The organism is Fructilactobacillus sp. X7R7C1, from assembly GCF_059901065.1.
Window position 1 is genome coordinate 254,372 of record NZ_JBWXVF010000002.1, and the last position, 25,976, is coordinate 280,347.

Sequence of the window (25,976 nt, forward strand, 5' to 3'; positions counted from 1 at the left end):
TTAAAACCTGGTCTTTAATTTAAATCTCTTTAGACAAAATATCAATTGTATTACTTAAATCATCTTGTTTAGTCTCAATCGTTTCGCCAGTTTTACGAATTTTAACTTCTACAATTCCTTCATCCGCCTTTTTGCCGATTGTAACCCGAATTGGAATTCCAATAAGATCAGAATCAGCAAACTTAACCCCGGCACGTTCCTTACGATCATCAACCAAAACAGATAGTCCTTTTGATTCCAATTCTTTTTCAATTGAAGATGTCATCTCTAATTGCTCATCATTTTTAACATTCGTTGGGATAACATGAACATCATATGGAGCAATTTCTTTTGGCCAAACTAATCCATTTTGATCAGCTTGCTGCTCTGAAATTGCCGACAACAAACGACTGACACCAATTCCATATGAGCCCATGACAACCGGGATATTACGACCATTCTGATCGAGAATATCAGCACCCAATGTTTTGGAATATCGTGTTCCCAATTTGAAAATATGACCAATTTCAATTCCCTTGGTAAACTTCAATACTCCGCTACCATCAGGAGAAATGTCTCCTTCTTTAACTAAATGAAAATCCCCAAAGTCTTTTACTTGGTAATCACGGTCATAATTAACGTTTTTATAATGCTTCCCGTTTTTGTTAGCCCCGGTAACACCATTACTAATACCTTTAACATACTGATCAGCATAAACAGAAACGTCATCTGGAACATTAATTGGTCCAACCGATCCAGGTTTAACGTCTAAGTATTTAGAAACCTCAGTTGGGATAGCAAGTTCTGCCGAATCAGCATCAAAATAATTCTTAACCTTTGTTGGATTAATTTTTTGGTCTCCCCGAATCAAAATCATTACTGGCTTACCATCAACGATATAAAGTAAACTTTTAATAATCTGATCTTTTTCAACATCAAAGAACTTACTAACTTGATTAATGTTATTAACATCTGGAGTGTCAACTAATTCCAAATCATTTAATTCTTGATGTCCCTTTTGATCAACAAACATATTCGTCGCCATCTCCAGATTAGCAGCATAATCACTATCATCCGAATAGACAATCGTATCTTCACCAACCGCAGCAGGAGCAGAAAATTCTTTTGAATCGGAGCCACCCATTGACCCAGAATCACCAATGATGGTCCGATAATTTAACCCAATCCGGTCAAAAATTCTCTGAAACGCTGCTTCCATTTGTTTATAAATCTTATCCAAATCATCATCATCTTCAGAAAAGGAATAGACATCGAGCATAATAAACTCTCGACTACGCAACAATCCATAACGTGGCCGATCTTCATCACGATACTTAGGTTGAATTTGATATAAAATTAAAGGAAGCTTTTTATATGATTTGATATTATTTTTAATTAGATCTGTAAAAGTTTCTTCATGTGTAGGACCCAAAATAAAATCCGTATCATGTCGATTTTTAAATTTAAATAGTTCGGGACCATAAGTGTCATATCTACCCGAATCTTTCCATAATTTAGCTGGAATAACTGTGGGCATCAACATTTCTGCTGCATCGGTTTTATCTAATTCTTCACGAACAATTTTTTTGATGTTTTCAAGCACGCGATATGCCAGTGGTAAATATGCATACATACCTGCCGAAACCTGCCTAACGAATCCAGATCGAACTAGCATTTTATGACTAAGAGCTTCAGCTCCCGCTGGATCTTGTTTTAAAGTTGGTATCAATAATTTTGACTGTTTCATTTTATAACCCCTAAAGTTTTATCGAATAAAGTATCGCTCAATATCATTCCAAGTTACCAGTACCATCAATACTATCAGAATGGCAAAACCAATGAGCGTAATGATCGTTTCCGTTTTTTCCGAAACTGGTTTTCTTCTAATTGCTTCCACAATATTTAATAATATTTTACCACCATCCAAGGCTGGAATTGGTAACACATTTACAATGGCTAAATTAATGGATAAAAATGCTAAAAAGCTCAACAGTCCTAAAAAACCGCCCTTGGATGCGTTAGACGTCTCCGCAAAAATGGCAACTGGACCACCTAAGTCATTTAAAGAAAAATGGGTAAACATTGAACCCAACACACCAAACAATTCAGTTGTCATATCCCAGGTTCGAGTAAATCCAGAAAACAACTTAGCTGAAAAACTAGTGTCCATCGCCTGCTGAACTCCAATCATACCAACTTTTTGCTTCTGAATGGTTTTGGCTTCAGTCGTCATTGAAATATTTTTAACTTTTCCATCATGCTTAACCGTTAAAGTTACTTTTTTATCTGGGCGCTTCTGAATCAACGTGCCGATATCATTCCACGTGTTGGTTTTGTGACCATCAACAGCCAAAATATTACTATTATTTTGCAGACCAGCTTTTTTCGCAATTGAAACTTGTGGCGACAGGTTAACCTTGTTTGAGTTATTAGGAACTCCACCTTGCATGAAGGACAAAAGCATAAATGCCAAAATTGCCAAGACAACGTTGTTAAAAATTCCCGCGCAATTTACCAAAAGTCGTTTATACAAAGGTGCTGACTGAAATTGAACGTCAACCGGCGCGATTTGAACCTCGATCCCATCTTTTTCAATAATAGTAGCATCGTGATCAACAGAAAACTTTTTTTTCTCAGAATCATCACCATTTTCGTATCCTTCAATCCAGAGACCCCTTTCTAGATCGGATCCCGACACATCTAGTGGTATTCCTTGAAACAGTTGGCTTTTATTACTCAAATCAATTCTAGTAACAACACCTTTGCTATTAGTTTGAAGCCGAACTGGAGTCCCTGGCTGAATTTCTTCATCCTCATCATCACTACTTCCAGCCATTCGAACATATCCACCAATAGGCAGTAATCGTAGTGTATAAGTCGTGTGATTATGTCGATAGTAAAACAACTTGGGACCCATTCCAATCGAAAATTCACGGACCATGATTCCTGACATTTTAGCCACGATAAAATGACCAAATTCATGAACAAAAACTAATATTCCAAAAATGATTATGAAACTAATGATTGTAATTAACAATAAAGACCCAGTCCCTTCCAGATATTACACAATTCCAAATAAATGTAGTAGTGGTAGAACAAATAATAAACTATCGAATCGATCTAATATTCCACCGTGGCCTGGCAAAATCTTGCCGGAATCCTTAACTCCATAATAACGCTTTAAAGCTGACTCAACTAAATCACCAAATTGACCAAAAATGGAAAGAACAATCGTAATAAAGAACATACTTACAGTACCAATCCCATCAATTGGGAAAAAGCAGACAAAGATTGTACACAAAATGGCTGCTAGTGCTGTACCGCCAATCGATCCCTCCCAAGTCTTATTAGGAGAAATATGAGGTGCCAATTTGTGCTTTCCAAATGCCCTTCCAAAAAAGTAGGCACCAGAATCAGTTAACCACACAATAAACAGAGCGTACAACAGGGTTGTTAATCCATCAGTCCGGGCTTCAATAAAGTAATGAAATCCAAACCCAATGTACAAAATTGCCAAGGTAAAGACCCCAGCGTCATCAAAATTGAACTTATTTTTAGAAAATACGGTAAATAACATCAATAACATTATTAAAATGTAAATTGCAAATGGAGGCTTAATCCACAATGGTAAAAATGATAACCAGTTTGTCGGGATAATCATAGCAATTGTCGCAACAAACGCAATTAGTGTCTCTGGAGACACTAAAAGTCGTTTTTTCATAATAAAAATTTCTGCTAGAGCAATCAAACCTAACACGATAGCGGCTAAATCAATCCATATTCCACCAGCAATGATAATCGGTATAAAAATAATCAAAGCAATAACCGCTGTGATAATTCTCTGCTTCATAATAAATCTCCTATTTTGCGTCCAAACCACCAAATCGACGGTGACGCTGTTGAAATTGTATAATTGTTTTTTCTAGATCGGCAGGTGTGAAATCAGGCCAGTACTGATCAACAAACTCTAATTCACTGTACGCAATTTGCCATAACAAAAAATTAGAAATCCGTTCTTCACCACTAGTTCGAATCAATAAATCAGGATCAGAATATTCACCCAAAAAAGCGGTCATCAAATGATCTGAAATTGTCTGATCAGAAATTTCATCAACATTTATATTACCCCTTTTTACATTTTGCGCAATTTCCTTAACGCCACGCACAATCTCGTCACGACTACCGTAATTTAAAGCAAAATTCAAAACCATCCCGGTACAATCCTTAGTATCATCAATTGCGTCATAAACTGCTTTTTGGGTTCTTTTAGGTAATCCAGAAATGTCACCAATTGTCGTAACCTTAACATTATGTTTAATGAGGCTCGGAACAAAATCATCAAAAAATTTAGCTGGCAAACTCATCAAGTAGCCAACTTCCTTTGCGGGTCGCTTCCAGTTTTCAGTAGAGAATGCGTATAACGTTAATACTTTAACCCCAAGATTACTTGCTTTGGTAGTAATATCTTTTACTACTTCCATTCCGCGCTTATGGCCAGCAATTCTAGGTAAGTGTCTTTTTTTTGCCCAGCGCCCGTTTCCATCCATAATTATTGCAATATGATTAGGAATGTTTTTTATATCCAGTTCGTTAGTCATTTGAGTACCTCAATACTTTTACATAAATAAAGGATGAGAGAATCCTCATCCTTTTACTTTACTAATTTCCATTCTCCACGACCTGCGTCAACCAAAGTATTAAAATACTTTAAAATCTTATTAGCGTCTTCTGGGCTCTGTTCCCCGAGTTGATTCAATCCCTCACCCGTTGGGATTGGCTCTGACAGATCTGTAATCTCGTTTCCATTCTCAATCGTCGCTTTTGAGAAAGCAATAATCCAGTCATTTTCGATCAAGGGAGAAACTACAAAAAATAAGTTAAAGTCATCATTAATATAAGCGGGCATCACGTACACATTATCTTGAATTTTCTGTAATTGATTACCATCATAGTCCAATGCACGCAGGTTTCCTTCGTTAACTGGCTGTTTCAAACGAAATGCCATGTGATCAAACTCAGGTGTGCCCGGTGTTACTTCTTTTTCCTTATCATTATCATCAGCCATTAGAAAAACTCCCCATTTTATTAACCATTAAGAATCTCGTCTTCCTTTTTCGAAATAATGTCTTCCACTTCAGAAATTGACTTATCAGTGATTTTTTGAATTTTGTCCTCCAAATTATGAGACTCGTCATCCGTAAAATCACCATCTTTGTTACCACGTTTGGCAGCGTCCATGCCGTCACGACGAACATTTCTAACTGCTACTTTACTTTCTTCACCAGTTGCTTTAACTTTTTTCGCAATTTCTTTTCGACGATCTTCTGTCAACTGTGGGATCACAATTCGAATATTGTCACCATCATTCATCGGATTAATTCCAAGGTCAGCCTCTAAAATACCATGCTCAATGTCCTTTAACGAACTCTTATCATAAGGTGTAATTAAAATTACACGCGGTTCTGGAATTGAGATTGAAGCTACCTGATTTAATGGCGTTGATGCCCCATAGTAGTTAACTCTAACCGGACTTAATAAACTAGCATTAGCACTACCAGCTCTGATGTTTCCAAGTTCCCGCTGTAAGGCTTCCTCTGCTTTCTTCATTTTTGACTTAGTTGTGTCAATAATTTCATTTGAACTAGGCATATTATTTTCCTTCCACGATTGTTCCAATTTTGTCACCTTGAACAACCTTCTTGATATTGCCAGGCTTATTTAAATTGAATACCACTAACGGAATATTATTATCCATCGAAAGTGAACTTGCAGTAGTATCCATAACATGTAAGCCTTTGTTAATGATATCCATTTGCGTTAATTTCTCATACTTTTTAGCATTGGGATCGGTTTTAGGATCAGCTGAGTAAATTCCGTCAACTCCGTTTTTTGCCATTAAAATGGCATCAGCGTCAATTTCAGCAGCACGGAGGACTGCCGTAGTATCAGTTGAAAAGTACGGATTACCAGTACCTCCAGAAAAAATCACAATTCGTCCCTTCTCTAAGTGGCGAACTGCTTTACGCCGAATGTAGGGTTCTGCAATTTGCTTCATTTCAATCGATGTTTGAAGCCTAGTCGGAACATCCACTGATTCAAGGTTATCCTGTAAGGCTAAACCGTTCATAATGGTCGAAAGCATCCCAATATAATCGGCTTGGGATCTTTCCATTCCCATTTCTTCACCAGCTTCACCACGCCACATGTTTCCACCACCGACAACGATGGCAATTTGAATCCCTAAGTTATAAACATCTCTAATTTCTTCAGCAATCGTCTTGATAACGGGGGGATTAATTCCAAATCCTTTATCACCAGCAAGAGCTTCACCGCTTAACTTTAAAACGATCCGTTTGTACTTTAAATCTGCCATCAGATTTCCTCCAACAATATAAATTAACTACGATAATTTTAGCATATATTAACGTATAACAACAGTGCCCTGAAGTTAGGTATAACAAAAAAGCCAGTGCATTTAACACTGACTTTTTGCTGAAATATTATTGATTCATTTGTTGTTTAACTTCATCAGCAAAACTTTGAGTATCTTGTTCAATACCTTCACCAACTTCATATCGAACAAAGCCTTTTAGTTTACCATTATTTGATTCAACATATTGTTGAACAGACATATCAGGATCCTTAACAAAAGGTTGATCAGCTAAACTAATTTGAGCTAAGAATTTCTTTAAACGCCCATCAACCATCTTTTCAACGATCTTTTCAGGTTTACCCTCACTTAGAGCTTCCTTTTTAAGAACTTCACGTTCATGCTGCAACCGATCTGAAGGAATTTCATCTTGAGTTAAGAATTCTGGGTTTTCAGCAGCAACATGCATGGCAACATCCTTAGCAGTATTGTCATCTCCACCTTGAAGTTCAACCAAAGCACCAATTTCTCCACCATTATGAAGATAAAAGCCAAAACTATCATCATCATTTTTATTAAAGGTCTTGAAACGACGCAATTTGATTTTTTCACCAGTAACTTGGGTAGTATTAATGATGGCATCTTCGACGGTTCCATCGTTTAATTCAAGTTTCATTGCTGCATCTAAATCTTTAGGCTGATTTAAAGCAATTGCATCAGCAACAGCATCAATCAAATCCTTAAAGTCATCATTGCTGGCAACAAAGTCCGTTTGCGAGTTAATTTCAACGATCGCAGCCTTGTTATCATGAACAGCAACTCGAGTGAGGCCACTGGCAGCCACCTTTCCACTCTTCTTTTCAGCCTTTGCAACCCCATTTTCTCTAAGAATATCAATGGCTTTCTTTTCATCACCATCGGCGGCAACTAAAGCCTTCTTAGCATCCATCATACCAGCACTAGTCTTGTCACGTAACTCTTTAACTTGTTTAGCAGTTACTTTTGCCATAATTGTGATCTCCTTTGTTTTAATAAAAAACTGACTTAAATTAGGCCAAAAGGGTCTAAACAAAAGTCAGCCTATCACTTTAATTATTTAGTTTCTTCGGATTTTTCATCTTTTTGGTCAGCATTTTTATCAAAATCTTTTTCGCTAACTTCATCTTCACCCTGTTTACCCTCAATAATAGCATCAGCCATTGTTGAAGTAATCAATCTGATGGCACGAATTGCATCATCATTAGAAGGAATAACATAATCAATTCCATCAGGATCAGTATTAGTATCTACCATTGCTACAACCGGAATATTAAGCTTTTGAGCTTCATGCAAAGCAATTTGTTCCTTATGTGGATCAACGATGAACATTACATCCGGAATCTTAGGCATATCTTCGATACCGCCTAAGAATCTTTCAAGTTTGTCGGTTTGCTTCTTAAGCAAAGCAACTTCCTTCTTTGGTAAACGTTCAAAAGTACCATCTTGAGCCATCTTTTTAAGTTTCTTCAAGTACTTAATTCGTTTTTGAATCGTGTTCCAGTTGGTAAGAGTACCACCTAACCAACGATGGTTAACGTAGTAAACACCAGCACGTTTTGCTTCTTCTTCAATTGAATCTTGAGCTTGTTTCTTAGTACCAACAAAAAGAATTACAGCATCATTTGCTGCTTCATCCTTCATAAAGTTGTAAGCACGGTCAATGCACTTAACCGTCTTTTGTAAATCGATGATATAAATACCATTACGTTCAGTAAAAATGTATTTCTTCATCTTAGGATTCCAACGACGAGTTTGGTGACCGAAATGAACACCAGCCTCAAGTAATTGTTTCATTGTAACTACAGCCATAATTAGCCTCCATATAAAAGTTTTTTCCTCCCTAGAATTATGCAAGGAACTCAAATGAGCACCGCCTTACAAAACCTTCTAGGTGTGTATTGGTAATTAACACCAAGGATTAGTATACAAAATATCAACGTAAATAACAATAATATTTTGAGATTTAATCAAATCTTGCGTATAATATTAAAAATGTGTTACGGTTCTATGTATCTGAGGAGGAGTTTAAATGATAAAAGCTGTCGTATTTGACGTCGACGACACATTGTATGATCAAAAGCGGGTTTCAGAAGAGGCCTTTTTTAAGACGTTCCCTAATCATCCAATTATTGACTCAGCTACTTCATTTAAAAATTTTCAAATTCAAAGTCCCTTAGTTTATTCCAATATAATGTCTGGAACTTACAAGCAAAATGAACTAGTTTATCAAAACATCAAAAATGGTGTTAACGATCTTGATCCGGATAAAGAAGAAATTAAACATTTTAAGAAAAACTATCTAACTTGTATTAAAGAAATTTCATCTTATCACGATCTTTTAAAGACAATCCAAATGTTGTCAAATGATTTAAAAATTGGAATTATTGCTAACGGATCCAGTCAATTCTTAAATAACGAACTAAAGATCCTTGGATTAGATGATTACATTGATCCTAATTACATCATTGCTTCAGAGTCAGTTGGCATGTTAAAACCGGATCCTAAAATTTTTACCGTTATGAATCATAGATTAGATGTAAGACCATCCGAAGTAGCTTACATTGGCGATTCATTTACTGGTGACATCATTTCAGCCAAGCGAGCTGGTTGGCATGCCTTTTGGTTCAATCACCGCAAAAGGTCTGTTCCAGAAACAAACTTCGTTCCTGACCAAACAGTAACTTCTCAAACTGAACTTTGTGAACTTTTAAAGGCTCTATCAAAATAAAAAGCGCACTTCATATGAAGTGCGCTTTTTATTTTGATTTCCTATTTAACTTCAACTGAGTTATCGGACTTACCGTTTTTAATCAATTGAACGTTTGAATCGAGTGCAATTTGAACCATGTTCTTAACCGCAGGCTTCGTGTAAAATGCAATGTGTGGAGTGATTAAAACATTATCCCGTTTCATCAAGTTCTTCAGTCTGTCATCTGGGATCTTATCAAAACTTCCAAAATCAACATTGAAAATACCCACTTCGTTTTCGTACACATCAAGAGCAGCTCCTGAGATCTTGCCACTGTCAAGGCCACGAATCAAAGCATCAGTATCAATCAAACTTCCACGGGCAGCATTGATAATTTTGATTCCATCTTTCATTTGCGCAATTGAATCATCATTAATCATATGATCATTTTCTTTTAATGCTGGGGCATGAAGCGTTATAATATCAGAATTTGCATACAATTCTTCAGGGGTATCAACGTAAATTCCCTCTTTTTTGAGCTCAGGGTTTGGATAAGGGTCATAAGCAATCACTTTGGCACCAAAACCTTGAAGGATTTTAACAACTTGGCGTCCGATTCTTCCAGTAGCATAGACACCAACGGTTTGTTTGTTCATTTCGTCAGCAATATCTGGAGCCCAGGTCATGTTACCATGGCGTTCCTTATCTTCAAACTTTTTAGTATGACGAAGTAACCGCATCATTTCTGTAACCGCTAATTCAGCAATAGCAGCTGGTGAATAAGCTGGAACGTTAGTGACATTAATGCCATCACGTTTAACAGCGTCGGCATCAACATTATCCACCCCGACGTTTCGAAGTGAAAGTGATTTAATGCCAAAACTAGCTAATTTGTCTAAAATATCAGCAGTATAAGGCTTTTGCTGGTATGCAACCACACCATCAAATCCCTTTGCTTCGTCGACAGTGTCATTATCCAATAATTTTGATTCTGCTTTTACTTCAATGTCTGGATGAGCTTTATCCCATTGTTCTAAGTATGGTCGTTCATCGTCTCTAATTCCATATGCAATGATTTTCATAACTTAGTCCCCCTTTTCTTTTCACCATAATTATAACACCCAACCACTAATTACCCCAAAGAGTCGAGTCAATTCCATGGCTAATTAGAAAAAATTCTTTTTTTCTCCGAGTTTGATGCTTAAAAGCGTATTCTGCTTTCATGGCACTCCTTTTATCATTAAATTTTTCGTAGTACAGTAGCTTTAAAGGTCGCCTAGTTTTAGTATATTTGGCCCCTTTCCCAGCTTGATGAACCGCTAATCTACGATAAACGTCATCGGTAAACCCACCGTAAAACGTCCCGTCACAACAAAGTAAGACATACATATAGTAACTTTTACTTTCCATACAACATCTTTTTAACCTCTTTTGAATAACTACCATGGTCATAAACCGTAATCGGGTAATCGACTTTTAAACCAGCATTTTTTCCATCTTTAATTGCAGATACCAAAATCATGTTAGAATTCTTTCCCTCTTTAGGGTAAATAAATTGAATTTGCTTCATTGCTAGTCGAAAGTTAGTCATTAAGTTCATTAATTCATGTAGGCGATCAGGACGATAAACCATGTAAAGTTTCCCACCAGTTTTTAAAAGCTCACTACTAGTTTTAATAACGCTTTTCAAATTAGTTTTTACTTCGTGTCTTGCAATCGCTAAATATTCATTCGGATTTTTTTTACTAGTCGGAAGATTTGAAAAATACGGAGGGTTAACCGTAATAGTATCAACCTCATCTTTGCCAAAAATTGTGGTAGCATTAGCTAAATCATCATTATAAACGGATATCTGATCCTCTAAGCCGTTCAGTTGAACACTCCTAGTTGCCATATCACTTAGACGTGATTGAATCTCGACTTCGGCAATCTTACCATGTGTTTTTTTGCTTAAAAACAAACCAACGGCACCATTACCAGCACATAAATCAACCAAAAGACTATTCTTACTGATCTTAGGCTGAGCAAAATTAGCAAGCATTACGGCATCCAAAGAAAATGAAAACACACTTGGACTTTGAATGACTTTAATGTCCTGACTGTAGAGTTGGTCAATTCGTTCATCACCAATCAAGTTCACCTAGTTCACCACCATTTTTTAAATTTAACTTGTCACTTTTACCGTTAATAATATACTATTAAATTATACATCTTAAAAAAAGGAGCTTAAAATCTTTTGTGGTACTCGTTTTTATTTACAGTTGGCCAATTCATTTTAAGAATTATAAATGGACCAATGAATGTGATGCACAAGAATCGTATCCCAGACGGAAATTACGTGTTAATTGCTCCCCACCGGAGTTGGTTTGATATGATTCTAATTGCAACGGTAATTCGCCCTAAACAGTTGTGTTTCATGGCTAAAAAAGAACTATTCAAAAATCCAATGCTGGGATGGTTTTTGCGGCACGTCAACGTATTTTCGGTTGATCGTTCAAATCCAGGAATTTCAGCAATTAAAATTCCAGTTAGAACACTGAGAAAAACCAATCTATCACTCATGATGTTCCCGTCTGGTACGAGGCATTCCAAAAAACTCAAGGGCGGTGCAGCACTGATTGCCCAACTAGCTGGAGTGCCCCTGGTACCAGTTGTTTATCAGGGGCCATTGACCCTCAAAGAAGTTTTCAAACGCCAGAAAGTTTCAATTAACTTTGGTGATCCAATTTATATCAACAAAAAAGAAAGATTGGATGATAAGAATCAAAAATTAATTGAAAATCAAATGCAAGCCGCCTTTGACAAGCTCGATGATGAAATTAATCCCAACTACGTGTACATTGATGAATCAAAACCGCATAATAAAAAAACGTCGAAGTAATTCGACGTTTTTTTAATTTTGATGATGTTTCATTGCGTTCATCATTTGGTTAAGTTTCTTTTGTGATGGCTTTTGTCCCATCTGAAGCATCATCGCTTTAAGTTGTTCCTGGTTGATTGGTGGATTATCCTTCAAATACTTTTCCATGTACTTACGAGCACCGAAGAAGCCAATTAGTGCACCAGCTAGTAAAGCCAAAATCACTATTAAAATCCAGATCCATGTAGACAAATCATTGACCTCCCTTCAAGCCTTTTATTATTATTTTACACAATTAGCAAGGTTTTGAAAAGATTGGAATCAATCGTCTCGCAAATTTTTCTTTCGCTGAGATTCCTTGACTTTGTCTGAAGTAATTTCGTTCCCTTTTTTATCATAGACCTTAGTCATTTCAATCTGACTTTTAAAATTAGCCTTGAAACGATCTAAGTACTCTTTTCGTAACTTCTTCTGTTCTTCTTTTTCGTCTTCAGATAAACCTTCGTTTTTTGATTTTTTAGATAATTCGTTAATTCTTGGAATGAGTTTTTCTAATTCTTTATCTTCAGCCATGTTAACCTCTCCCTTCATCTGATATCATAATATCACGAAATAAAGCGTGAAAACAAGGATTTGTACACGAACAAACGTTTGCAAAATTCCGTTTTTGTGGTATTCTTATTTTAGCTAAAAACCAATTAGAAAGCACAGAGGTGCCTTATGTCGCAAGCATCACAAACAAAACAACATGATATTCTCGAATACATTTGGAAACAAGTTCGTGATCAAGGATACCCACCAACCGTTCGAGAAATCGGAGAACACGTTGGATTATCGTCAACTTCAACGGTCCATGGTCATCTCGCTCGTTTGGAAAAGAAGGGCTATATCATCAAGGATCCAACTAAGCCGCGCGCCCTTGAAGTTACTTCTGATGGAATGAACTATCTTGGTGTTTCTCAAGAATCAAAGCCGGACGAGATGCCTTTACTTGGAACCGTTGCTGCCGGAGAACCAATTCTTGCGGTTCAAGACGCAACTGATTATTTCCCGATTCCAACCGCACTCCAACGAAGTTCTGATTCACTCTTCATGCTTACCATTAGTGGTACAAGTATGATCAATATCGGAATTTTAGACGGTGATCAGGTAATTGTAAAACGCCAAAATACCGCTGAAAATGGTGATATTGTTATCGCCATGAACGACGAAAACGAAGCCACCTGCAAACGATTCTTTAAAGAAAGTGACCATTTCAGACTCCAACCCGAAAATGATGACATGGCACCAATTATTTTAAAAAACGTAGTCATCTTAGGTAAAGTTGTCGGTTTATATCGAATCGGCATTAAATAAAAACCATTCACTTCAAAGTGAATGGTTTTTTTCTTGATTTAAATACTGACGTTTACCTTCTTTAACACCAGAAAAGACAAATTTAGCAGGATCATTACTTAGATCCAATTCATAATTATCATCCAAAAGACTAGGCAAACCATTGAATATTTGTTCATACTCTTCAATTGATAATTTCTTTCGACTGTCTAACAGATTATTCATTAACTGTCTCCGATTTTGATCCCTAAAGTGATCTTGTAGCATTCCGGTATAAAACTCTCCTTGAGCCCCAGAACCATAACTAAACACACCAATTTGGTCTCCTACCCTTAAATCTGAAGAATTATCCAGAAGTGAAAGAAGACTCAAATATAGTGACCCGGTATACAAATTGCCAACTCGTTTACTGTAAACCCGACTAGCTTCAAATTCTCTTAACAATTTTTCCTGTTCCTTAACTGAAACTTCAGGAAGGACTTGGCGTAATGCTTTTAACCCCATCTTAGTGTATGGCAAGTGAAAAACGATCGCCTTTAAATCATTAAAAGTAAGATCATGTTTTTTTAAATAATCATGAACCGTTTCATTAAAAAATTTTTCATAAATATCGTTGGAGTAGTGTCCATCCACAACCGCCTCAGTCTTTCCGATTGGCCGCCAAAAATCCATAATGTCTTGAGAATAAACACTACTATCATCGCTTAAAGTCATAATACGTGGATTATTCGACACCGTCATGGCAACCGCTCCACCACCTTGTGTAACTTCGCCAGCAGTTTGAACCCCGTATCTAGCAATATCAGAACCAATCACTAAAGCTTGCTTATCAGGATGCAAATGAACATAGTCTTTAGCCATCTGTAATCCCGCAGTCGCTCCATAGCAGGCTTGTTTAATTTCAAATGCTCGTGCGTGTGAACTCAGTTTTAACAGATTTTGAACATAAATTGCCCCAGACTTAGAGTTATCAATTCCACTTTCTGACCCAAAAATAATTAAATCAATCTTATCTCGATTTTCTTGACTTACAATTTGGTCCGAAGCATTGGCTGCCAACGTAACAGAATCTTGGGTGGAGGGAATGACAGCTTGTTGAGTTTGTCCGATCCCAATTAAATACTTGTTTGGATCTTCATCACGCGCTTTGGCTAAATCCACCATATCAATAAAATAAGTTGGGGTATAAAAGCCAATTTTATCAATTCCAACTTTCACTAATACCACTCCATTTTCAATTTAATTTTCTAAACGTCACTAATGTTTAAAAATGATCAGTTATCTTACCAAAAAAGATGGTTAAAATTAATAAATCAGCTGAACCACCTAAGCTTAAATCTTGATTATCAAAGTTTTCACACATTTTTTCCAGTTGTTCTTTAACTAGAGCGGAATTAAAAGCTTCAGTGTTTAAAATTGAAGTAACCTGCCTGTGTACCTTTTCAACGATTTCAGGCGATCCAGCACGTTTAATCAAATTACTATCTTGACTATGAGCAACAATGTTAAGTAACGCTCGAAGGATCTTTTCATTTTTATTTCCATTAAAAGCGACCAAAGCTGGCAAGCCATGACCTGTCACAGTTTTGAATCCAGCCTCGGCTTCTCCACGAATTCCTGTCATCCCATATTCTAAAAATTGGTGCTCACCAGCGGTTAATTTGCTAGCAGATTTTCTTCTCACCTGCGAAAAGTCTGATTTAACGATTCCAGCAGTCATAGCTTTTTCTACATTAATTATATCTCCAAGTGTAAAGGAAGCTTTGGACTGAGAAAGATAGCCTAGTGCTGCAACAATAATTCCCATTACGAAGATTGCACCCTTATGGGTATTGACACCGTTAGTCTCCCTAAACATGTTTTTTTCAGCTTTAATTCCATCAGGTCGAATCAACTTCAATAATTGACTTAAGTCATCACTTAAAAAATTTTGTCCTCGTAAAAAAGCGGTTTCAAAATAAGGACGCATTGTAATAATGCTGTCAATGAATGTAAAGACATCCATATCAGGATGAGATTTATGAGAAACTGGATCAACCAATCCTGGTTTTGGATTAGAAACAACTTCATCTAACATTGATTCCATCACAGCGTTAACGGTTTTATTTTTTTGACAAATTTTAACTTTCCAATCCATTACCGCATTATTCATATCCGACATTCCTAAAATATATCTCGCTAATTTTTCGTTGCAAATCAGACACGGAATGAGTACGGTTTCTAGCGCATTCTTTAGCATTTCGATCACAAATCAGACATCTTCTGGGTCTCATTTTGACATCAGTCCGGGAGTAATGAGAATGATTATGATCCATTACGTCAATATCAAACAAACGTCCTAAACGATCATGATCTTCAAAATGAATTGCTCGTTTCTTCAAAACAAGCCCATCACCATCAACCACCAAAAACCGTTCTTTTCCCGCATCAGTGTTCCACCCCATTTTATCGATAATTTTCATATTGTACAACTGTGTTTTAAAGAATCGCTTATATCCAACATCAAATAAGTTCATGATTTGCGGGTTGTTCTTGATGGGACCCGGAATATTTAACTTGATTGACACAATCGTATCCATTGGATACTGCTCCTTTAATCGAGCCTGCAAGTGTGCCCGTCTGTCTTTGTTAGCAAGTACAGCTGGGATCCCCTGCACTTTCCCAGTTAAAAAAATATTATCTTCCAACTTATCAAACTCCTTAAAAAAACGGCTCCATCTGCCTTACAGATAGCACCGTCTTTAAAATTAATCTTTTACTTGTCGAATTGAATCAATGATCGTTCCGTCCCGATACTCAACCAATCCAACCGTCTTATCAGTATACTTCAGTGGTTCTTCTTTGCCAACGATCTTTTCAGCTTTTTCGGCTAATTCTTGGATGCTGTAAACATGCAAACTCGGAACATCCTTAAATTGCTTAATCAGGTCTGGACGATTAGGATTAACGGCGATTCCAAACTCGGTTACTAAGACATCAATCGATTGCCCTGGAGTAACAGCTGTACTAATATGATCTACCACCGTTGGAATGCGACCTCGTACCAGTGGAGCACAGATGATTGTCATCTTAGATGTAGCAGCATCCTGATGTCCACCAACCGCTCCTCTAATTACGCCATCAGAACCAGTTAACACGTTAACGTTAAAATCAGTATCAATTTCCAAGGCACTTAAAACCGCAATGTCTAACTGAGCGACCATTGATCCTTTATTATCAGGATCAGCATACCATGACGCATCAATTTCCTGTTGGTTTTTGTTGTTCTTCATTGAATCAGCAGCGGCTTTATCAAAGTCTTGAACATCCATTAACTTATCAACTAATCCCTCTTCAAGCAAATCAACCATTGGTTTAGTAATTCCACCCAAACCAAACGAGGCATGAAGATGATTATCAAGCATTGCTTGTCTTAAGTAACGAGTAACGGCAAGGGCAGCTCCACCAGAACCAGTCTGAAATGAGAAGCCATCTTTAAAGTACGGTGAATTAACAATCACTTGATTGACCGCTCTAGCGATGGTCAAATCTTTTGGATCCTTAGTGAACCGAGTAGCGCCAGAGCCAATTTTATTAGGATCACCAACTTTATCCACCTTAACGACATAATCGACTTGTGTTTGTCGAATTGAGGCAGGGGTGTTGGGATAGTCCACCACATTATCAGTTAATAAAACCACTTTATTAGCATAAGCTGCGTCCATTAACGCATACCCTAGTGAACCAAATGCGGCTGGACCTTCCATCCCGTTAGCATTACCACAACAGTCAGAATTAGGAACCCCTAAAAAGGCAACATCGATTTTGATATCACCGTTTTCAATGGCACGAGCACGGCCTCCATGGGATCTGAAAATCACTGGATTTTTAAGAATTCCATGAGAAACTTCGTCACCCAAGGAACCACGCATTCCGGATGTGGTGATGTTAGTAACGGTTCCATTCTTGATGGCTTTAATTGCCATATCATTCATTACGACGGTCAGTGAAGAAGGTGCTAAAGTTAGATCTTTAATTCCAAGGTCCATGATCGCCTTCATCACAAGATTAAAGATGTAATCACCATTACGTAAATGGTGATGAAATGAGATGGTCATCCCATCCCTCACGTTATCTTTAACAACCTGCTTTAAATCATCCTTTAATTTATCATGTCCATCTTGAACTTGGACTTTAGGAGCCGTTCTTTGAAAGACCGGGTTACCAATCTTAGTAGTTTCAAATGGTTTAAAGTGCAGTTCATTCATTAATTTATCGGGTAAATTACGACCTAATTTATTTTCCAATGTAATGACCCTCCTTATCAATCAAGCCAGAAGCTTTAGCTAGTTTCATAACTCTCTCAGCTCTAAGTGCAACTGGTCTATCAACCATCTGTCCGTTCATTGAGATAACTCCTGAGCCAGCTTTTCTTGCTTTTTCAATCGCAGCAAGTACATTTTCAGCATTCTTAATTTCATCTTCACTTGGGGCATAAACTTGGTTTACCAAAGGAATTTGGCGTGGATTAATAACTGATTTTCCGTCGTAACCCAACTCATGAATATACTCGGTTTCTGCCAAGAATCCCTTCACATTATCAACATCGGTGTAAACCGTATCAAAAGCGGCGATACCAGCTGCTCTAGCAGCATTTAAAATCATATTTCTGGCAAACTGTAGTTCCAAGCCATTTGGATAACGGTGTGTTTTTAAATCCGTTGTGTAATCTTCCGCCGATAAAGCAATCCCAATCATGCGATCAGAGGCTTTAGCAATCTCAAGTACATTCATGACACCTTCAGCGCTCTCAATTGCGGCCATTAAATGAGTGGTTCCAACTGGAATGTTGAACTCCTTTTCAGCGTCAACAACTAGACTCTCCATCTCTTCAACCATTGCCGCACTTTCAGTTTTAGGAATTCTAATAACATCGATGCCAGCCTTAACCATCATTTTGACGTCAGCTTCAAAGAAGTCAGTGTCGAGTCCATTAGTTCTAACAACTAATTCTGCATCACCATAATCAACCGTTTTTAAAGCCTCATAAACTAAGTTTCTTGCAGAATCTTTTTCCGCTAACGAAACTGAGTCTTCAAGATCAAACATGATTGAATCGGCGCCATAGATCCCAGCATCTTTGATCATCCCTGGATTGTTACCTGGAACAAACATCATCGTTCTTCTGAGTCGTTCACCATTTTCAGCCATTATAGTGCCTCCCATGCTGGTTGTTCGCTGTCGCCCATGGCCCGTTGAATTGCGGTAATCGTTCGAGCTTTAATTACGCAATCTAAAGCTCCCTGGTCAACTGCCTTAATATTGACATTATCTAATTCAAATTTGTTAACAACTTCCTTAATGGTAGCAATAATATCATCACCAAACCGTTTCTTAACATCAGATTCAAGATTAATTTGGATTCCGTTAGTACCCTTACTGACTGTGATCTGAATGTCAGAAGATTCCAGCGTTCCATCCATTGCCGTTTTATTAATTCCCATTGATCTTCATTCCCTTCTTAATTCTTTCCTGTAACGAATCCATATGTTTGGTAATAAACTCGTAAGTTGTTTTTGGGACAATCCCTTTAATTGATGTTAACTCACCATTCTTAATGGCCATCCGAACCGTTCGGGCCGAAATCACTTTTCCGGCTTCATCCTGATCTCGTTTAATAACTTTAACTTTGACTTCAGGCGGGAGAACCTTTTCTAAAATTTGATTATAGATTGAGGTCGTTTTGGAATTTGGCTCCGTTCCAAGAAACCGAACGTTAATGCCAAGATCTTTGGCAATCCAATCTTTAAAGATTAATGCATCAATGGTTGTCTGATACCGCACCTTGTCTGCTTGCGCCCCCAAAAAATACGAAGGAAAAGTGGCATAACTTACTAAGTAATCGCCACCCGGAACAACCATCACATTCTTTAAGTCAGAAACGCCCTCTTGAACAAGTTTTAATCGTTCTTGTGACGTAAACAGTGATTTATCAGTACTTACAACAAATACGTAAACGTTATCACTAACTTCTGACGCTTTTTCAACCAAATATCTATGACCATCGGTAAAAGGATTAGCATTCATGACAATCCCGGCATTATTATCAGCTTTATTAACTTTAGGCAGACTTTTAAGATAATCAGTAATACTATAATCACCGGTCTCTAAAAAGGCCGCATCATCACTTTGAACGAGTTCCTTAAACCCAACGTGTTCGAAACTTTCCGCATACATTGGCTTTGTAAAGACAAAGACATGAAAGACTCCACGTTGTCCCAAACTTGTTAAAAGATTCGAAATTACCTTGTTAAAATAAACCCCATTTTCAGTGTACTTATGACAAACACCAATGTACTTCAAAATGTTTCCAGAATATGAACCAGTACCAACTAATTTATTCCCATCAAAAAGTCCAACGGTATAATCTAAGGGATCAACCTCATCACCAGAAAAATTGGCGATGCCAAGTGATTTCAAAAAATCTCTCCACTGATTAAATTGGTCAGGAACCTCTAAATTAATTTCTCTAGTCTCAATATTCATATCCTCAATAATCTCCCGTTTCTACTAACCCATGATTAACATAATAATCGGAATTACGATGATAAAGAGAACTGACGTAGATACAACCACGTTTGTAGCAAACTTAACGTCACCATGATAAGTTTGTGCCAAAATTGGCAGAACTGCAAGTGAAGGCGTAGCAGCTTGAACAATCAAAGTCTTGGAGAATGTTGGAACCATTGATGCTCCGAGTTTGAACCCAACAAAAATAATTGCAGCCATGACTAATGGTGAAATCACGAAACGGCCTGCTAAAGTCAAAATGACATCTTTATCAAAATGCATGTTTCTAAGACCAAATGATCTCAACATAATTCCAATATAGATTAATGCAAGTGGAGTAACCAGTGCCCCCAAATCAGTTAAGGTTGTTTGGACAAAATTAACCAATAAATGTTCCTGAAGCCATGGAATATACAAAAATGGAATGGCAACAATGAATCCCCATAATGGAGCCGGAATCAAATGGTGCCAATCAAATTTAGCTTTGGAACCATCTTTAGCGGTTGGATCGTCTGCAGCAATTACCCAAACACCTAAAGTCCAAATAATGATCGTATTTACAATATAGTAAACAAGTAAATAAGGGACTGATATCTCACCAAATAAAGCAACGTTTAAGGGCATTCCAATAAAAACGGTATTAGCACCGTTAATACCGGTCATCATCAGTCCTCTTCGACCCTTTTTAACTCTAAATAACTTAACTTCAATCCATGAAATAACGTAGCCTAAAAGGATAGCAAGCACAACATAGATTAATCCAGTTGACAAATTAGCTAGTTGTTCTGGATGAAAATATTTAAGCATTGCCACAAAAATAGAACATGGTAAAGCAACTTTCATAATAATCTTTGAGATTGAACCGGAAAATGATTCTTTAAACCATCCAAGTCCTTGTGTTACATAACCAACTGCAATCATAATTACAATCGCTAGCACACTCTGGATTGATGTAATAAATATTGCCATAATTGTACCTCTTATCCTTTTTCACCATATTTTATAATTGAATTTGTGACCGTTTTAACAACATTTTCATCAAAAACCCCAGGGACAATTTTATCTGGAGTAGGATCAGGAATCATGCTGGCTAACGCGTCAGCAACGACTTCCTCAATTTGGTATGTAACCTTTTTAATTCCACTCTTTAAAAGTCCTTTGAACAGACCTGGGAAAACCAAAATATTATTAACTTGATTTGGATACTTACTAGATCCAGTCGCAATCACTTTAGCACCACCAGCTTTAGCGTCTTGTGGAAGAATTTCCGGAACTGGATTAGCAAGCGCAAAGACAATCGGATCCTTTGCCATTCTTTTAACTTGACTAGTACTTAAAACATTAGCATCTGACAGACCGATAAAAACATCCTGATCATCAATTACATCATCCAGAGTTTGTCCTTCTTTTCCGTTCAAGGATTGGGCAAGTCCAGTTTGATATGAATTATAGTTCTCACTATCTGGCTTAACCACGCCATCGATATCAACCAAAGTAATATTTTTAATGCCAACGTGCTCCAGCAACGAGGCAGTAGCGACACCAGATGCTCCAACCCCATTGACGACGATCTTTAAATCTTTCAACTCTTTACCAACTACTTTACTAGCGTTGATTAATCCGGCCAAAACTACAATAGCAGTTCCCTCTTGGTCGTCATGATAGACCGGAATATCTAATGTTTTACTCAAGATATCCTCTAACTCAAAGCATTTTGGTGCCGCAATGTCCTCCAAATGGATCCCAGCAAAGGTATCTTGAATACTTTTAATGTGAGTGGCCATTTTCTTGGCATCTTCCTGATCAATGGCAACTGGTAACGCATTAACATTGGCCAAGTCTTTATATAACAAAGCCTTCCCTTCAACAACCGGAAGCCCTGCAGCTGGTCCGATGTTACCTAATCCTAGAACTGCTGAACCATCAGTAACAACAGCAAGCAACTTTCCACTCATTGTGTACTTGTCCTTTAAACTAGGGTCTTTTTCAATGGCCTTGGAAATCTTAGCAACACCAGGTGTGTAAGCCTCACTAAGTTCTTCACGGTTTTTTACAGGAAATTCTGATTCCATTTCTAGCATTCCCGTGTGCTTTTCATGAATGGAATAAATATTATCAGCCACGTAAACCCCTCCAATTGTTTTTATTTTCACGCAGACACGATTGCTCATATCCGCTTACATTGTGATTATATTAACCAAAGTGCGTAAAGTCAACCAAGTTAACACTCTTTAACAAACCCAAATAAAAAACGACCTCATTAAAGTGAGACCGCTATTAAAAGGTTAAGTCTAATAATTCACACGATGATATTTCTTACCATTGTGATTTATTATATTCTTTTCACAAACTTCAACAAAATATCGTTAAACACATCTGGCTGTTCAGCCATAATAATATGCCCCGCATCTTCAACAATCTGATAATGACCATTATGAGCCATCCCAGCTGCAACTTTTGCAAAGTGATAATCAAAAAATGGTGATTTTCTTCCCGCTATAATCATCAATGGAACCTTTAAATCACTCAAAATGTCACGCCAATCTTGAAAAGCATGATCCACTAACAACGAATAGTTTAAGTCGGCGTCATATGGATACTCCTGTTTTAACGATTGAATCTTACTATATAAAAGATCATTAATTTTACTATAAGTCGAACGTCCAAATGGCTGCTTCAAAAATTCAGGAAAATCACTCCAGTCTAAAGCCTTAAATCCGTATGGCCATGATCGATCCGCAATCATCTTAGGGCTCTGATCAACGTCTACAATGGCCTTAATTCCCTTGTCAGTAAACAAAGAAACGTACGCAAACATGGTTGCTGCTCCCATTGAATTCCCAAGCAAGATTGGTTCCTTTAATTTTAGTTCCTTCTGAATCTCATATAAATCCATCGCATGGCGCGACATCCGTTCATCCTTACTAGTACGCTCAGACATCCCCTGATTTCTAGCATCCACGTTAATAACCCTGAAACCGCTTTCGACTAATTTTTGGACAGTAAGGGTCCAAATCTCTTTATAGCCCCCAATTCCGGTAAGAATCATCACGGGTTGATTGCTTTTATTTCCCTCATCATCATAGTCTAATTCCACATTATCAGAAGTATAAAATTTCATTATCGCTTCACCATTTTCTTTAAGATTTATTTTATATGTTAGCACTTCTCTTACTACTAGATTCGTACCAATACCAAAAATTAATTGGTAGTATAATAACTACGAAAGAAGGGATGATATGAAACGGATTACTTTAACATTTCCAGCACCTGGAAATTCAGATACTAAAACCATTAAAGTTAACGATGACAATCAGTACGTCATGAAATTAACTACCTTAGATAATCTGGCTCCAGATGGCCATTCACTTGAAATTGAATTTCTTCCTAAGACCAGTGAAGATTTTCCAGAACGAGGTACTACCATTTATCTAAATGGTTTTGATAAAACGTTCAAATTGTCAAATGGTGATATTCTAGTAGCAAAAAGTATGTAATAAAAAGGGTCTGTTGATTAAGTCAACGGACCCTTTGGTTTTATTTGTGATCTAACTTATCTTGTGCTTTTTGAGCTGCGACGTTCATGATATTCCATGGACGGTCAAAACCTGGTTGGAAGAAGAAGTCAGCATATGCCAAGTCATCAACAGTCATGTGTTGTTGAATTGCTAATGAAATGGTATTGATATTAGCAGTTACATCTCGTTTAGACATGATTTGAGCACCCTCAACTTCACGAGTCTTTGGATCAAAAGTTAACTTGAAGTAGACTTCTGCATTCAACTTATCATCATGAACAAACGGAGGAACCGCAGTGTCAACAACAAAGACGGATTCAACGTCAACGCCAGCTTTTTCAGCAGTAACGTCCTTAAATCCAGTTGAGGCAAACTTGTAATCAAAAACATGAAGTGCTGATGAACCAGAAACTTCAGTAGTCTTACGCTTCTCATCGTTCAGGTTCATGGCAGCTGAGCGACCTTGACGTCTAGCGTTAGAAGCTAAAGCAATGATTTGCTTCTTGCCAGTGGGTGCGAAAGTAACCTCGGTAGAATCACCAACGGCAAAAATATCAGGTTGATTGGTTCTTTGATATTCATCGGTCTTAATCATGCCCTTTTCGTCAAGATCAACTTTACCTTTAAGCCAATCGGTAGCAGGACGAATTCCGGCAGTTTCAATCACTAGATCAGCATCCCATTGGTCACCATTAGTTGAAATAACTGAAGAAACGTTTTCATCATCATCACCAACGTATTCTTTAACACTTTGGTTCAATGACAATTTTACGCCGTTCTTTTTAAGCTCAGCTTCAAGAATTTTAGTAAACTCTGGATCCAAGTAAGTAGGAAGAATGGTTTTACCAGTATCAACTAAGGTAACGTGCTTGCCAGCTTTAGCGAATGATTCAGCTGCTTCAATCCCAATGTATCCACAACCAACAACCGTGACGTTGTTGATACCTGGAGTAACTTCAGCTTCCTTCAATTTAATGGCCCAATCACGTCCACGCATTGCGTAGATATTACCTAATTCCTTCCCTGGAACTGGAAGTTGGAATGGATTAGCACCAACACTTAAAATTAATTTATCATATTTTTCAGTGCTCTCTTTACCATCGTTAACGTTTAAAGCGGTTAGCGTGTGAGCCTCAGGATCAATATCAGTGATTTCAGTATTAATGTGGACATTTACACCTAATTTTTCCATGCCTTCTGGAGTTGCATAACTTACAGAGTTAACATCTTTTACGACGTTTTGAAGATATAATTCAATTCCACAAGATAGAAAAGATACAAAGTCTCCCTTTTCGTACCATTCGATGTCAGCATCAGGAAAATCTTTTAAAACTCCTCTGACAGCTTCGAATCCACCATGAGATGATCCAATTACAGCTACTTTCATATCTGCTTCCTCCTTCAATTTTTAAATTGTCGTTCTCTATGAACATTTTTATAGTACCACGCAATTACCTAATGAGACTACAAAATGTTCAATATTTAATAAATTATTTGCACACAATTTGATTGAACTACCCATAAGTCAAGCAATTAATAACCGATAAGATAAGTTACTAATAGTATCCATAGTCATCATCTTTTGGTATCATGACGTATAAATTATTAAGGGATGAATTAAAATGAAAAAAATTTATTTTTTGTGTACGGGAAACTCGTGCCGAAGCCAAATGGCGGAAGGATTTGCCAAAAAAATATTTCCCGCAAAACTGGCAAATAAAAAGTGCGGGAGTAAAAACTCATGGTTTAAATCCAGTTGCGGTTAAGGTGATGAAAGAACGTGGAATTGATATTTCTCAAAACACATCCAAGCTAATTGATAAAAGTTATTTAGTTAAGTGTGATTTAATCGTTACGCTTTGCGGAGACGCTAAAGATAAGTGTCCAGTTACCCCACAATCAGTTGCAAAAATTCACTGGCCACTTAAAGATCCTGCACAATTTAAGGGATCCAAATCAGAAGTAATTGAAACTTTTAGAAACGTCCGCAATCAGATTGACCAATTAGTAAAACAATTGTCAGTTGATGAGACTAAATAAACTAATTATTACACGACAAAGACCTAGATCAACTACTGCAACTGATCTAGGCCTTATTAAATCTTACGATCACTACACATACTAATACTAATTACAAACGTGAAAACAAGTAGTATTAATACATTTAGTTTATCTTACTGCTCTTTTATCACATAGATAACAAATGAAGATTACGAAACTTTGATATCTAGGTACTTAAAAATTTGCTTCCTAATTCTTTGAGATTTAGGACTCATCTCACCATGAATTGCCCGATTTAATTCAACTGGTGAGACATCAACAATTTTTGACATATCAACTTGAGTCAAGTCCTTGTTAATTAAAGCAACTTTGATCTTTTTAAATACTCTTTGAGCATTACGTTCCAATTCAACGTTAGCCATTATTGATCCCTCCTTTCACAATTTATTAATTAAGTTATTGACTATGTCTATCCTTTGGAATAAAATGTAAATATGATGAAAATAATGGACTGTATTTAAACTATTTTCTTCGTGGGAACTAGTTTAGATACTTTTAACCATTGATATTATTCTGGACTGACTGATCAATTACTTAACTAAATTAATTATCAATCATATAAAATAAAATGTCAAT

30 protein-coding genes and 1 pseudogene are annotated in these 25,976 nt (G+C 37.1%); 5 read left to right on the forward strand and 26 right to left on the reverse strand.

From position 1 onward, the window contains the following. Nucleotides 1-19: 19 nt before the first annotated feature. The 9 genes from AC6UDC_RS04220 to rpsB form a co-directional block, all read right to left on the reverse strand. Nucleotides 20-1,726, reverse strand: a complete 1,707-nt coding sequence (locus AC6UDC_RS04220; protein ID WP_500721483.1) for a proline--tRNA ligase — start codon at nt 1,724-1,726, stop codon at nt 20-22. Nucleotides 1,727-1,744: 18 nt separating this feature from the next. Further along, the gene (rseP, locus tag AC6UDC_RS04225; protein ID WP_500707063.1) at nt 1,745-3,016 is read right to left on the reverse strand and encodes an RIP metalloprotease RseP; all 1,272 of its coding nucleotides are present in this window, start codon (nt 3,014-3,016) and stop codon (nt 1,745-1,747) included. A gap of 24 nt (nt 3,017-3,040) precedes the next feature. Next, a complete protein-coding gene (locus AC6UDC_RS04230; RefSeq protein ID WP_500693847.1) occupies nt 3,041-3,829 on the reverse strand; it encodes a phosphatidate cytidylyltransferase in 789 nt (262 codons plus the stop codon). A 10-nt stretch (nt 3,830-3,839) separates the two neighbouring features. Continuing rightward, nucleotides 3,840-4,577, reverse strand: coding sequence for an undecaprenyl pyrophosphate synthase (gene uppS, locus AC6UDC_RS04235; RefSeq protein ID WP_500693848.1), 738 nt, complete (start codon nt 4,575-4,577; stop codon nt 3,840-3,842). A gap of 53 nt (nt 4,578-4,630) precedes the next feature. Next, nucleotides 4,631-5,044, reverse strand: a complete 414-nt coding sequence (locus tag AC6UDC_RS04240; RefSeq protein WP_500711068.1) for a hypothetical protein — start codon at nt 5,042-5,044, stop codon at nt 4,631-4,633. A gap of 20 nt (nt 5,045-5,064) precedes the next feature. Further along, the gene (frr, locus tag AC6UDC_RS04245) at nt 5,065-5,628 is read right to left on the reverse strand and encodes a ribosome recycling factor (protein WP_500693850.1); all 564 of its coding nucleotides are present in this window, start codon (nt 5,626-5,628) and stop codon (nt 5,065-5,067) included. A 1-nt stretch (nt 5,629) separates the two neighbouring features. After that, a complete protein-coding gene (gene pyrH / locus AC6UDC_RS04250; RefSeq protein ID WP_500695573.1) occupies nt 5,630-6,352 on the reverse strand; it encodes a UMP kinase in 723 nt (240 codons plus the stop codon). A gap of 127 nt (nt 6,353-6,479) precedes the next feature. Continuing rightward, nucleotides 6,480-7,361: a translation elongation factor Ts gene (tsf, locus tag AC6UDC_RS04255; protein ID WP_500693962.1), complete on the reverse strand. Its 882-nt coding sequence runs from the start codon at nt 7,359-7,361 to the stop codon at nt 6,480-6,482. Nucleotides 7,362-7,441: 80 nt separating this feature from the next. Then, on the reverse strand, nt 7,442-8,197 hold the full coding sequence (gene rpsB / locus AC6UDC_RS04260; RefSeq protein WP_500693852.1) for a 30S ribosomal protein S2: 756 nt from the start codon (nt 8,195-8,197) through the stop codon (nt 7,442-7,444). 220 nt (nt 8,198-8,417) lie between these two features. Between rpsB and AC6UDC_RS04265 the strand changes: the two genes are divergently transcribed. Beyond that, nucleotides 8,418-9,116 carry an HAD family hydrolase gene (locus AC6UDC_RS04265; protein WP_500696626.1) on the forward strand — a complete coding sequence of 233 codons (699 nt, stop codon included), beginning with the start codon at nt 8,418-8,420 and terminating at the stop codon, nt 9,114-9,116. A 41-nt stretch (nt 9,117-9,157) separates the two neighbouring features. Here AC6UDC_RS04265 and AC6UDC_RS04270 read toward each other — a convergent pair whose 3' ends face one another. Genes AC6UDC_RS04270 through AC6UDC_RS04280 form a run of 3 tightly spaced genes read right to left on the reverse strand, consistent with a single transcriptional unit; the run spans nt 9,158 to nt 11,217 of the window. Continuing rightward, nucleotides 9,158-10,159, reverse strand: coding sequence for a D-2-hydroxyacid dehydrogenase (locus tag AC6UDC_RS04270; RefSeq protein ID WP_500693854.1), 1,002 nt, complete (start codon nt 10,157-10,159; stop codon nt 9,158-9,160). A gap of 46 nt (nt 10,160-10,205) precedes the next feature. Beyond that, nucleotides 10,206-10,487: a GIY-YIG nuclease family protein gene (locus AC6UDC_RS04275; protein WP_500693855.1), complete on the reverse strand. Its 282-nt coding sequence runs from the start codon at nt 10,485-10,487 to the stop codon at nt 10,206-10,208. After that, the gene (locus AC6UDC_RS04280; RefSeq protein WP_500696625.1) at nt 10,477-11,217 is read right to left on the reverse strand and encodes a tRNA1(Val) (adenine(37)-N6)-methyltransferase; all 741 of its coding nucleotides are present in this window, start codon (nt 11,215-11,217) and stop codon (nt 10,477-10,479) included. The genes AC6UDC_RS04275 and AC6UDC_RS04280 overlap by 11 nt, the downstream gene beginning before the upstream one ends. A gap of 96 nt (nt 11,218-11,313) precedes the next feature. Here AC6UDC_RS04280 and AC6UDC_RS04285 point away from each other — a divergent pair, with 96 nt between their 5' ends. Beyond that, nucleotides 11,314-11,958, forward strand: a complete 645-nt coding sequence (locus AC6UDC_RS04285) for a lysophospholipid acyltransferase family protein (RefSeq protein WP_500693857.1) — start codon at nt 11,314-11,316, stop codon at nt 11,956-11,958. 12 nt (nt 11,959-11,970) lie between these two features. On the opposite strand, the gene AC6UDC_RS04290 is transcribed toward AC6UDC_RS04285, so the two are convergent. Both AC6UDC_RS04290 and AC6UDC_RS04295 read right to left on the reverse strand, forming a co-directional pair. Further along, nucleotides 11,971-12,189: a YneF family protein gene (locus tag AC6UDC_RS04290; RefSeq protein ID WP_500693858.1), complete on the reverse strand. Its 219-nt coding sequence runs from the start codon at nt 12,187-12,189 to the stop codon at nt 11,971-11,973. A 69-nt stretch (nt 12,190-12,258) separates the two neighbouring features. Then, nucleotides 12,259-12,510: a DUF896 domain-containing protein gene (locus AC6UDC_RS04295; RefSeq protein WP_500707061.1), complete on the reverse strand. Its 252-nt coding sequence runs from the start codon at nt 12,508-12,510 to the stop codon at nt 12,259-12,261. Nucleotides 12,511-12,657: 147 nt separating this feature from the next. Between AC6UDC_RS04295 and lexA the strand changes: the two genes are divergently transcribed. Next, nucleotides 12,658-13,293, forward strand: a complete 636-nt coding sequence (lexA, locus tag AC6UDC_RS04300) for a transcriptional repressor LexA (RefSeq protein ID WP_500695572.1) — start codon at nt 12,658-12,660, stop codon at nt 13,291-13,293. A 12-nt stretch (nt 13,294-13,305) separates the two neighbouring features. On the opposite strand, the gene AC6UDC_RS04305 is transcribed toward lexA, so the two are convergent. The 10 genes from AC6UDC_RS04305 to AC6UDC_RS04350 all read right to left on the reverse strand — a co-directional run bounded on the left by AC6UDC_RS04305 (nt 13,306) and on the right by AC6UDC_RS04350 (nt 22,942). After that, a complete protein-coding gene (locus AC6UDC_RS04305; protein ID WP_500699432.1) occupies nt 13,306-14,490 on the reverse strand; it encodes a hydroxymethylglutaryl-CoA synthase in 1,185 nt (394 codons plus the stop codon). Nucleotides 14,491-14,536: 46 nt separating this feature from the next. Further along, complete coding sequence (gene citG, locus AC6UDC_RS04310; protein WP_500699431.1) at nt 14,537-15,424, reverse strand: triphosphoribosyl-dephospho-CoA synthase CitG; 888 nt, start codon at nt 15,422-15,424, stop codon at nt 14,537-14,539. Then, nucleotides 15,417-15,959: a citrate lyase holo-[acyl-carrier protein] synthase gene (gene citX, locus AC6UDC_RS04315; RefSeq protein WP_500707060.1), complete on the reverse strand. Its 543-nt coding sequence runs from the start codon at nt 15,957-15,959 to the stop codon at nt 15,417-15,419. The genes citG and citX overlap by 8 nt, the downstream gene beginning before the upstream one ends. Before the next feature lie 60 nt (nt 15,960-16,019). Beyond that, entirely contained in the window at nt 16,020-17,519 is a 1,500-nt protein-coding gene (gene citF / locus AC6UDC_RS04320; RefSeq protein ID WP_500721572.1) for a citrate lyase subunit alpha, read from the reverse strand. Between the two features lie 28 nt (nt 17,520-17,547). Beyond that, nucleotides 17,548-18,462, reverse strand: coding sequence for a citrate (pro-3S)-lyase subunit beta (gene citE / locus AC6UDC_RS04325; RefSeq protein ID WP_500699429.1), 915 nt, complete (start codon nt 18,460-18,462; stop codon nt 17,548-17,550). After that, complete coding sequence (gene citD / locus AC6UDC_RS04330) at nt 18,462-18,755, reverse strand: citrate lyase acyl carrier protein (protein ID WP_500693865.1); 294 nt, start codon at nt 18,753-18,755, stop codon at nt 18,462-18,464. Before citD ends, citE begins: the two co-directional genes overlap by 1 nt. Beyond that, nucleotides 18,745-19,797 carry a [citrate (pro-3S)-lyase] ligase gene (gene citC, locus AC6UDC_RS04335; protein ID WP_500693866.1) on the reverse strand — a complete coding sequence of 351 codons (1,053 nt, stop codon included), beginning with the start codon at nt 19,795-19,797 and terminating at the stop codon, nt 18,745-18,747. Before citC ends, citD begins: the two co-directional genes overlap by 11 nt. Before the next feature lie 24 nt (nt 19,798-19,821). Beyond that, on the reverse strand, nt 19,822-20,790 hold the full coding sequence (locus tag AC6UDC_RS04340) for an AEC family transporter (RefSeq protein ID WP_500693867.1): 969 nt from the start codon (nt 20,788-20,790) through the stop codon (nt 19,822-19,824). Between the two features lie 11 nt (nt 20,791-20,801). Beyond that, complete coding sequence (locus tag AC6UDC_RS04345; RefSeq protein ID WP_500695567.1) at nt 20,802-21,992, reverse strand: NAD(P)-dependent malic enzyme; 1,191 nt, start codon at nt 21,990-21,992, stop codon at nt 20,802-20,804. Nucleotides 21,993-22,153: 161 nt separating this feature from the next. Then, complete coding sequence (locus tag AC6UDC_RS04350) at nt 22,154-22,942, reverse strand: alpha/beta fold hydrolase (RefSeq protein WP_500707059.1); 789 nt, start codon at nt 22,940-22,942, stop codon at nt 22,154-22,156. A 118-nt stretch (nt 22,943-23,060) separates the two neighbouring features. Here AC6UDC_RS04350 and AC6UDC_RS04355 point away from each other — a divergent pair, with 118 nt between their 5' ends. Then, on the forward strand, nt 23,061-23,318 hold the full coding sequence (locus AC6UDC_RS04355; protein ID WP_500693870.1) for a hypothetical protein: 258 nt from the start codon (nt 23,061-23,063) through the stop codon (nt 23,316-23,318). Between the two features lie 40 nt (nt 23,319-23,358). On the opposite strand, the gene AC6UDC_RS04360 is transcribed toward AC6UDC_RS04355, so the two are convergent. Then, nucleotides 23,359-24,726 (reverse strand): FAD-dependent oxidoreductase, encoded by a 1,368-nt coding sequence (locus tag AC6UDC_RS04360; protein WP_500693871.1) that lies wholly within the window; start codon nt 24,724-24,726, stop codon nt 23,359-23,361. A 235-nt stretch (nt 24,727-24,961) separates the two neighbouring features. Between AC6UDC_RS04360 and arsC the strand changes: the two are divergent. Continuing rightward, a pseudogene (arsC, locus tag AC6UDC_RS04365) lies at nt 24,962-25,379 on the forward strand (arsenate reductase (thioredoxin)). A 170-nt stretch (nt 25,380-25,549) separates the two neighbouring features. Here the strand turns inward: arsC and AC6UDC_RS04370 are convergent. Continuing rightward, nucleotides 25,550-25,762 (reverse strand): helix-turn-helix domain-containing protein, encoded by a 213-nt coding sequence (locus AC6UDC_RS04370; protein ID WP_500693872.1) that lies wholly within the window; start codon nt 25,760-25,762, stop codon nt 25,550-25,552. Between the last annotated feature and the right edge of the window lie 214 nt (nt 25,763-25,976).

Coding starts and splice junctions, on each gene's coding strand:
- AC6UDC_RS04220 (WP_500721483.1), bottom strand. CDS start 1,726: ATGAAACAGTCAAAATTATTGATACCAACTTTAAAACAAGATCCAGCG.
- AC6UDC_RS04230 (WP_500693847.1), bottom strand. CDS start 3,829: ATGAAGCAGAGAATTATCACAGCGGTTATTGCTTTGATTATTTTTATA.
- uppS (WP_500693848.1), bottom strand. CDS start 4,577: ATGACTAACGAACTGGATATAAAAAACATTCCTAATCATATTGCAATA.
- AC6UDC_RS04240 (WP_500711068.1), bottom strand. CDS start 5,044: ATGGCTGATGATAATGATAAGGAAAAAGAAGTAACACCGGGCACACCT.
- frr (WP_500693850.1), bottom strand. CDS start 5,628: ATGCCTAGTTCAAATGAAATTATTGACACAACTAAGTCAAAAATGAAG.
- pyrH (WP_500695573.1), bottom strand. CDS start 6,352: ATGGCAGATTTAAAGTACAAACGGATCGTTTTAAAGTTAAGCGGTGAA.
- rpsB (WP_500693852.1), bottom strand. CDS start 8,197: ATGGCTGTAGTTACAATGAAACAATTACTTGAGGCTGGTGTTCATTTC.
- AC6UDC_RS04265 (WP_500696626.1), top strand. CDS start 8,418: ATGATAAAAGCTGTCGTATTTGACGTCGACGACACATTGTATGATCAA.
- AC6UDC_RS04270 (WP_500693854.1), bottom strand. CDS start 10,159: ATGAAAATCATTGCATATGGAATTAGAGACGATGAACGACCATACTTA.
- AC6UDC_RS04275 (WP_500693855.1), bottom strand. CDS start 10,487: ATGGAAAGTAAAAGTTACTATATGTATGTCTTACTTTGTTGTGACGGG.
- AC6UDC_RS04295 (WP_500707061.1), bottom strand. CDS start 12,510: ATGGCTGAAGATAAAGAATTAGAAAAACTCATTCCAAGAATTAACGAA.
- lexA (WP_500695572.1), top strand. CDS start 12,658: ATGTCGCAAGCATCACAAACAAAACAACATGATATTCTCGAATACATT.
- citG (WP_500699431.1), bottom strand. CDS start 15,424: ATGAATAATGCGGTAATGGATTGGAAAGTTAAAATTTGTCAAAAAAAT.
- citF (WP_500721572.1), bottom strand. CDS start 17,519: ATGAATGAACTGCACTTTAAACCATTTGAAACTACTAAGATTGGTAAC.
- citE (WP_500699429.1), bottom strand. CDS start 18,462: ATGGCTGAAAATGGTGAACGACTCAGAAGAACGATGATGTTTGTTCCA.
- citD (WP_500693865.1), bottom strand. CDS start 18,755: ATGGGAATTAATAAAACGGCAATGGATGGAACGCTGGAATCTTCTGAC.
- citC (WP_500693866.1), bottom strand. CDS start 19,797: ATGAATATTGAGACTAGAGAAATTAATTTAGAGGTTCCTGACCAATTT.
- AC6UDC_RS04340 (WP_500693867.1), bottom strand. CDS start 20,790: ATGGCAATATTTATTACATCAATCCAGAGTGTGCTAGCGATTGTAATT.
- AC6UDC_RS04345 (WP_500695567.1), bottom strand. CDS start 21,992: ATGAGCAATCGTGTCTGCGTGAAAATAAAAACAATTGGAGGGGTTTAC.
- AC6UDC_RS04350 (WP_500707059.1), bottom strand. CDS start 22,942: ATGAAATTTTATACTTCTGATAATGTGGAATTAGACTATGATGATGAG.
- AC6UDC_RS04355 (WP_500693870.1), top strand. CDS start 23,061: ATGAAACGGATTACTTTAACATTTCCAGCACCTGGAAATTCAGATACT.
- AC6UDC_RS04360 (WP_500693871.1), bottom strand. CDS start 24,726: ATGAAAGTAGCTGTAATTGGATCATCTCATGGTGGATTCGAAGCTGTC.
- AC6UDC_RS04370 (WP_500693872.1), bottom strand. CDS start 25,762: ATGGCTAACGTTGAATTGGAACGTAATGCTCAAAGAGTATTTAAAAAG.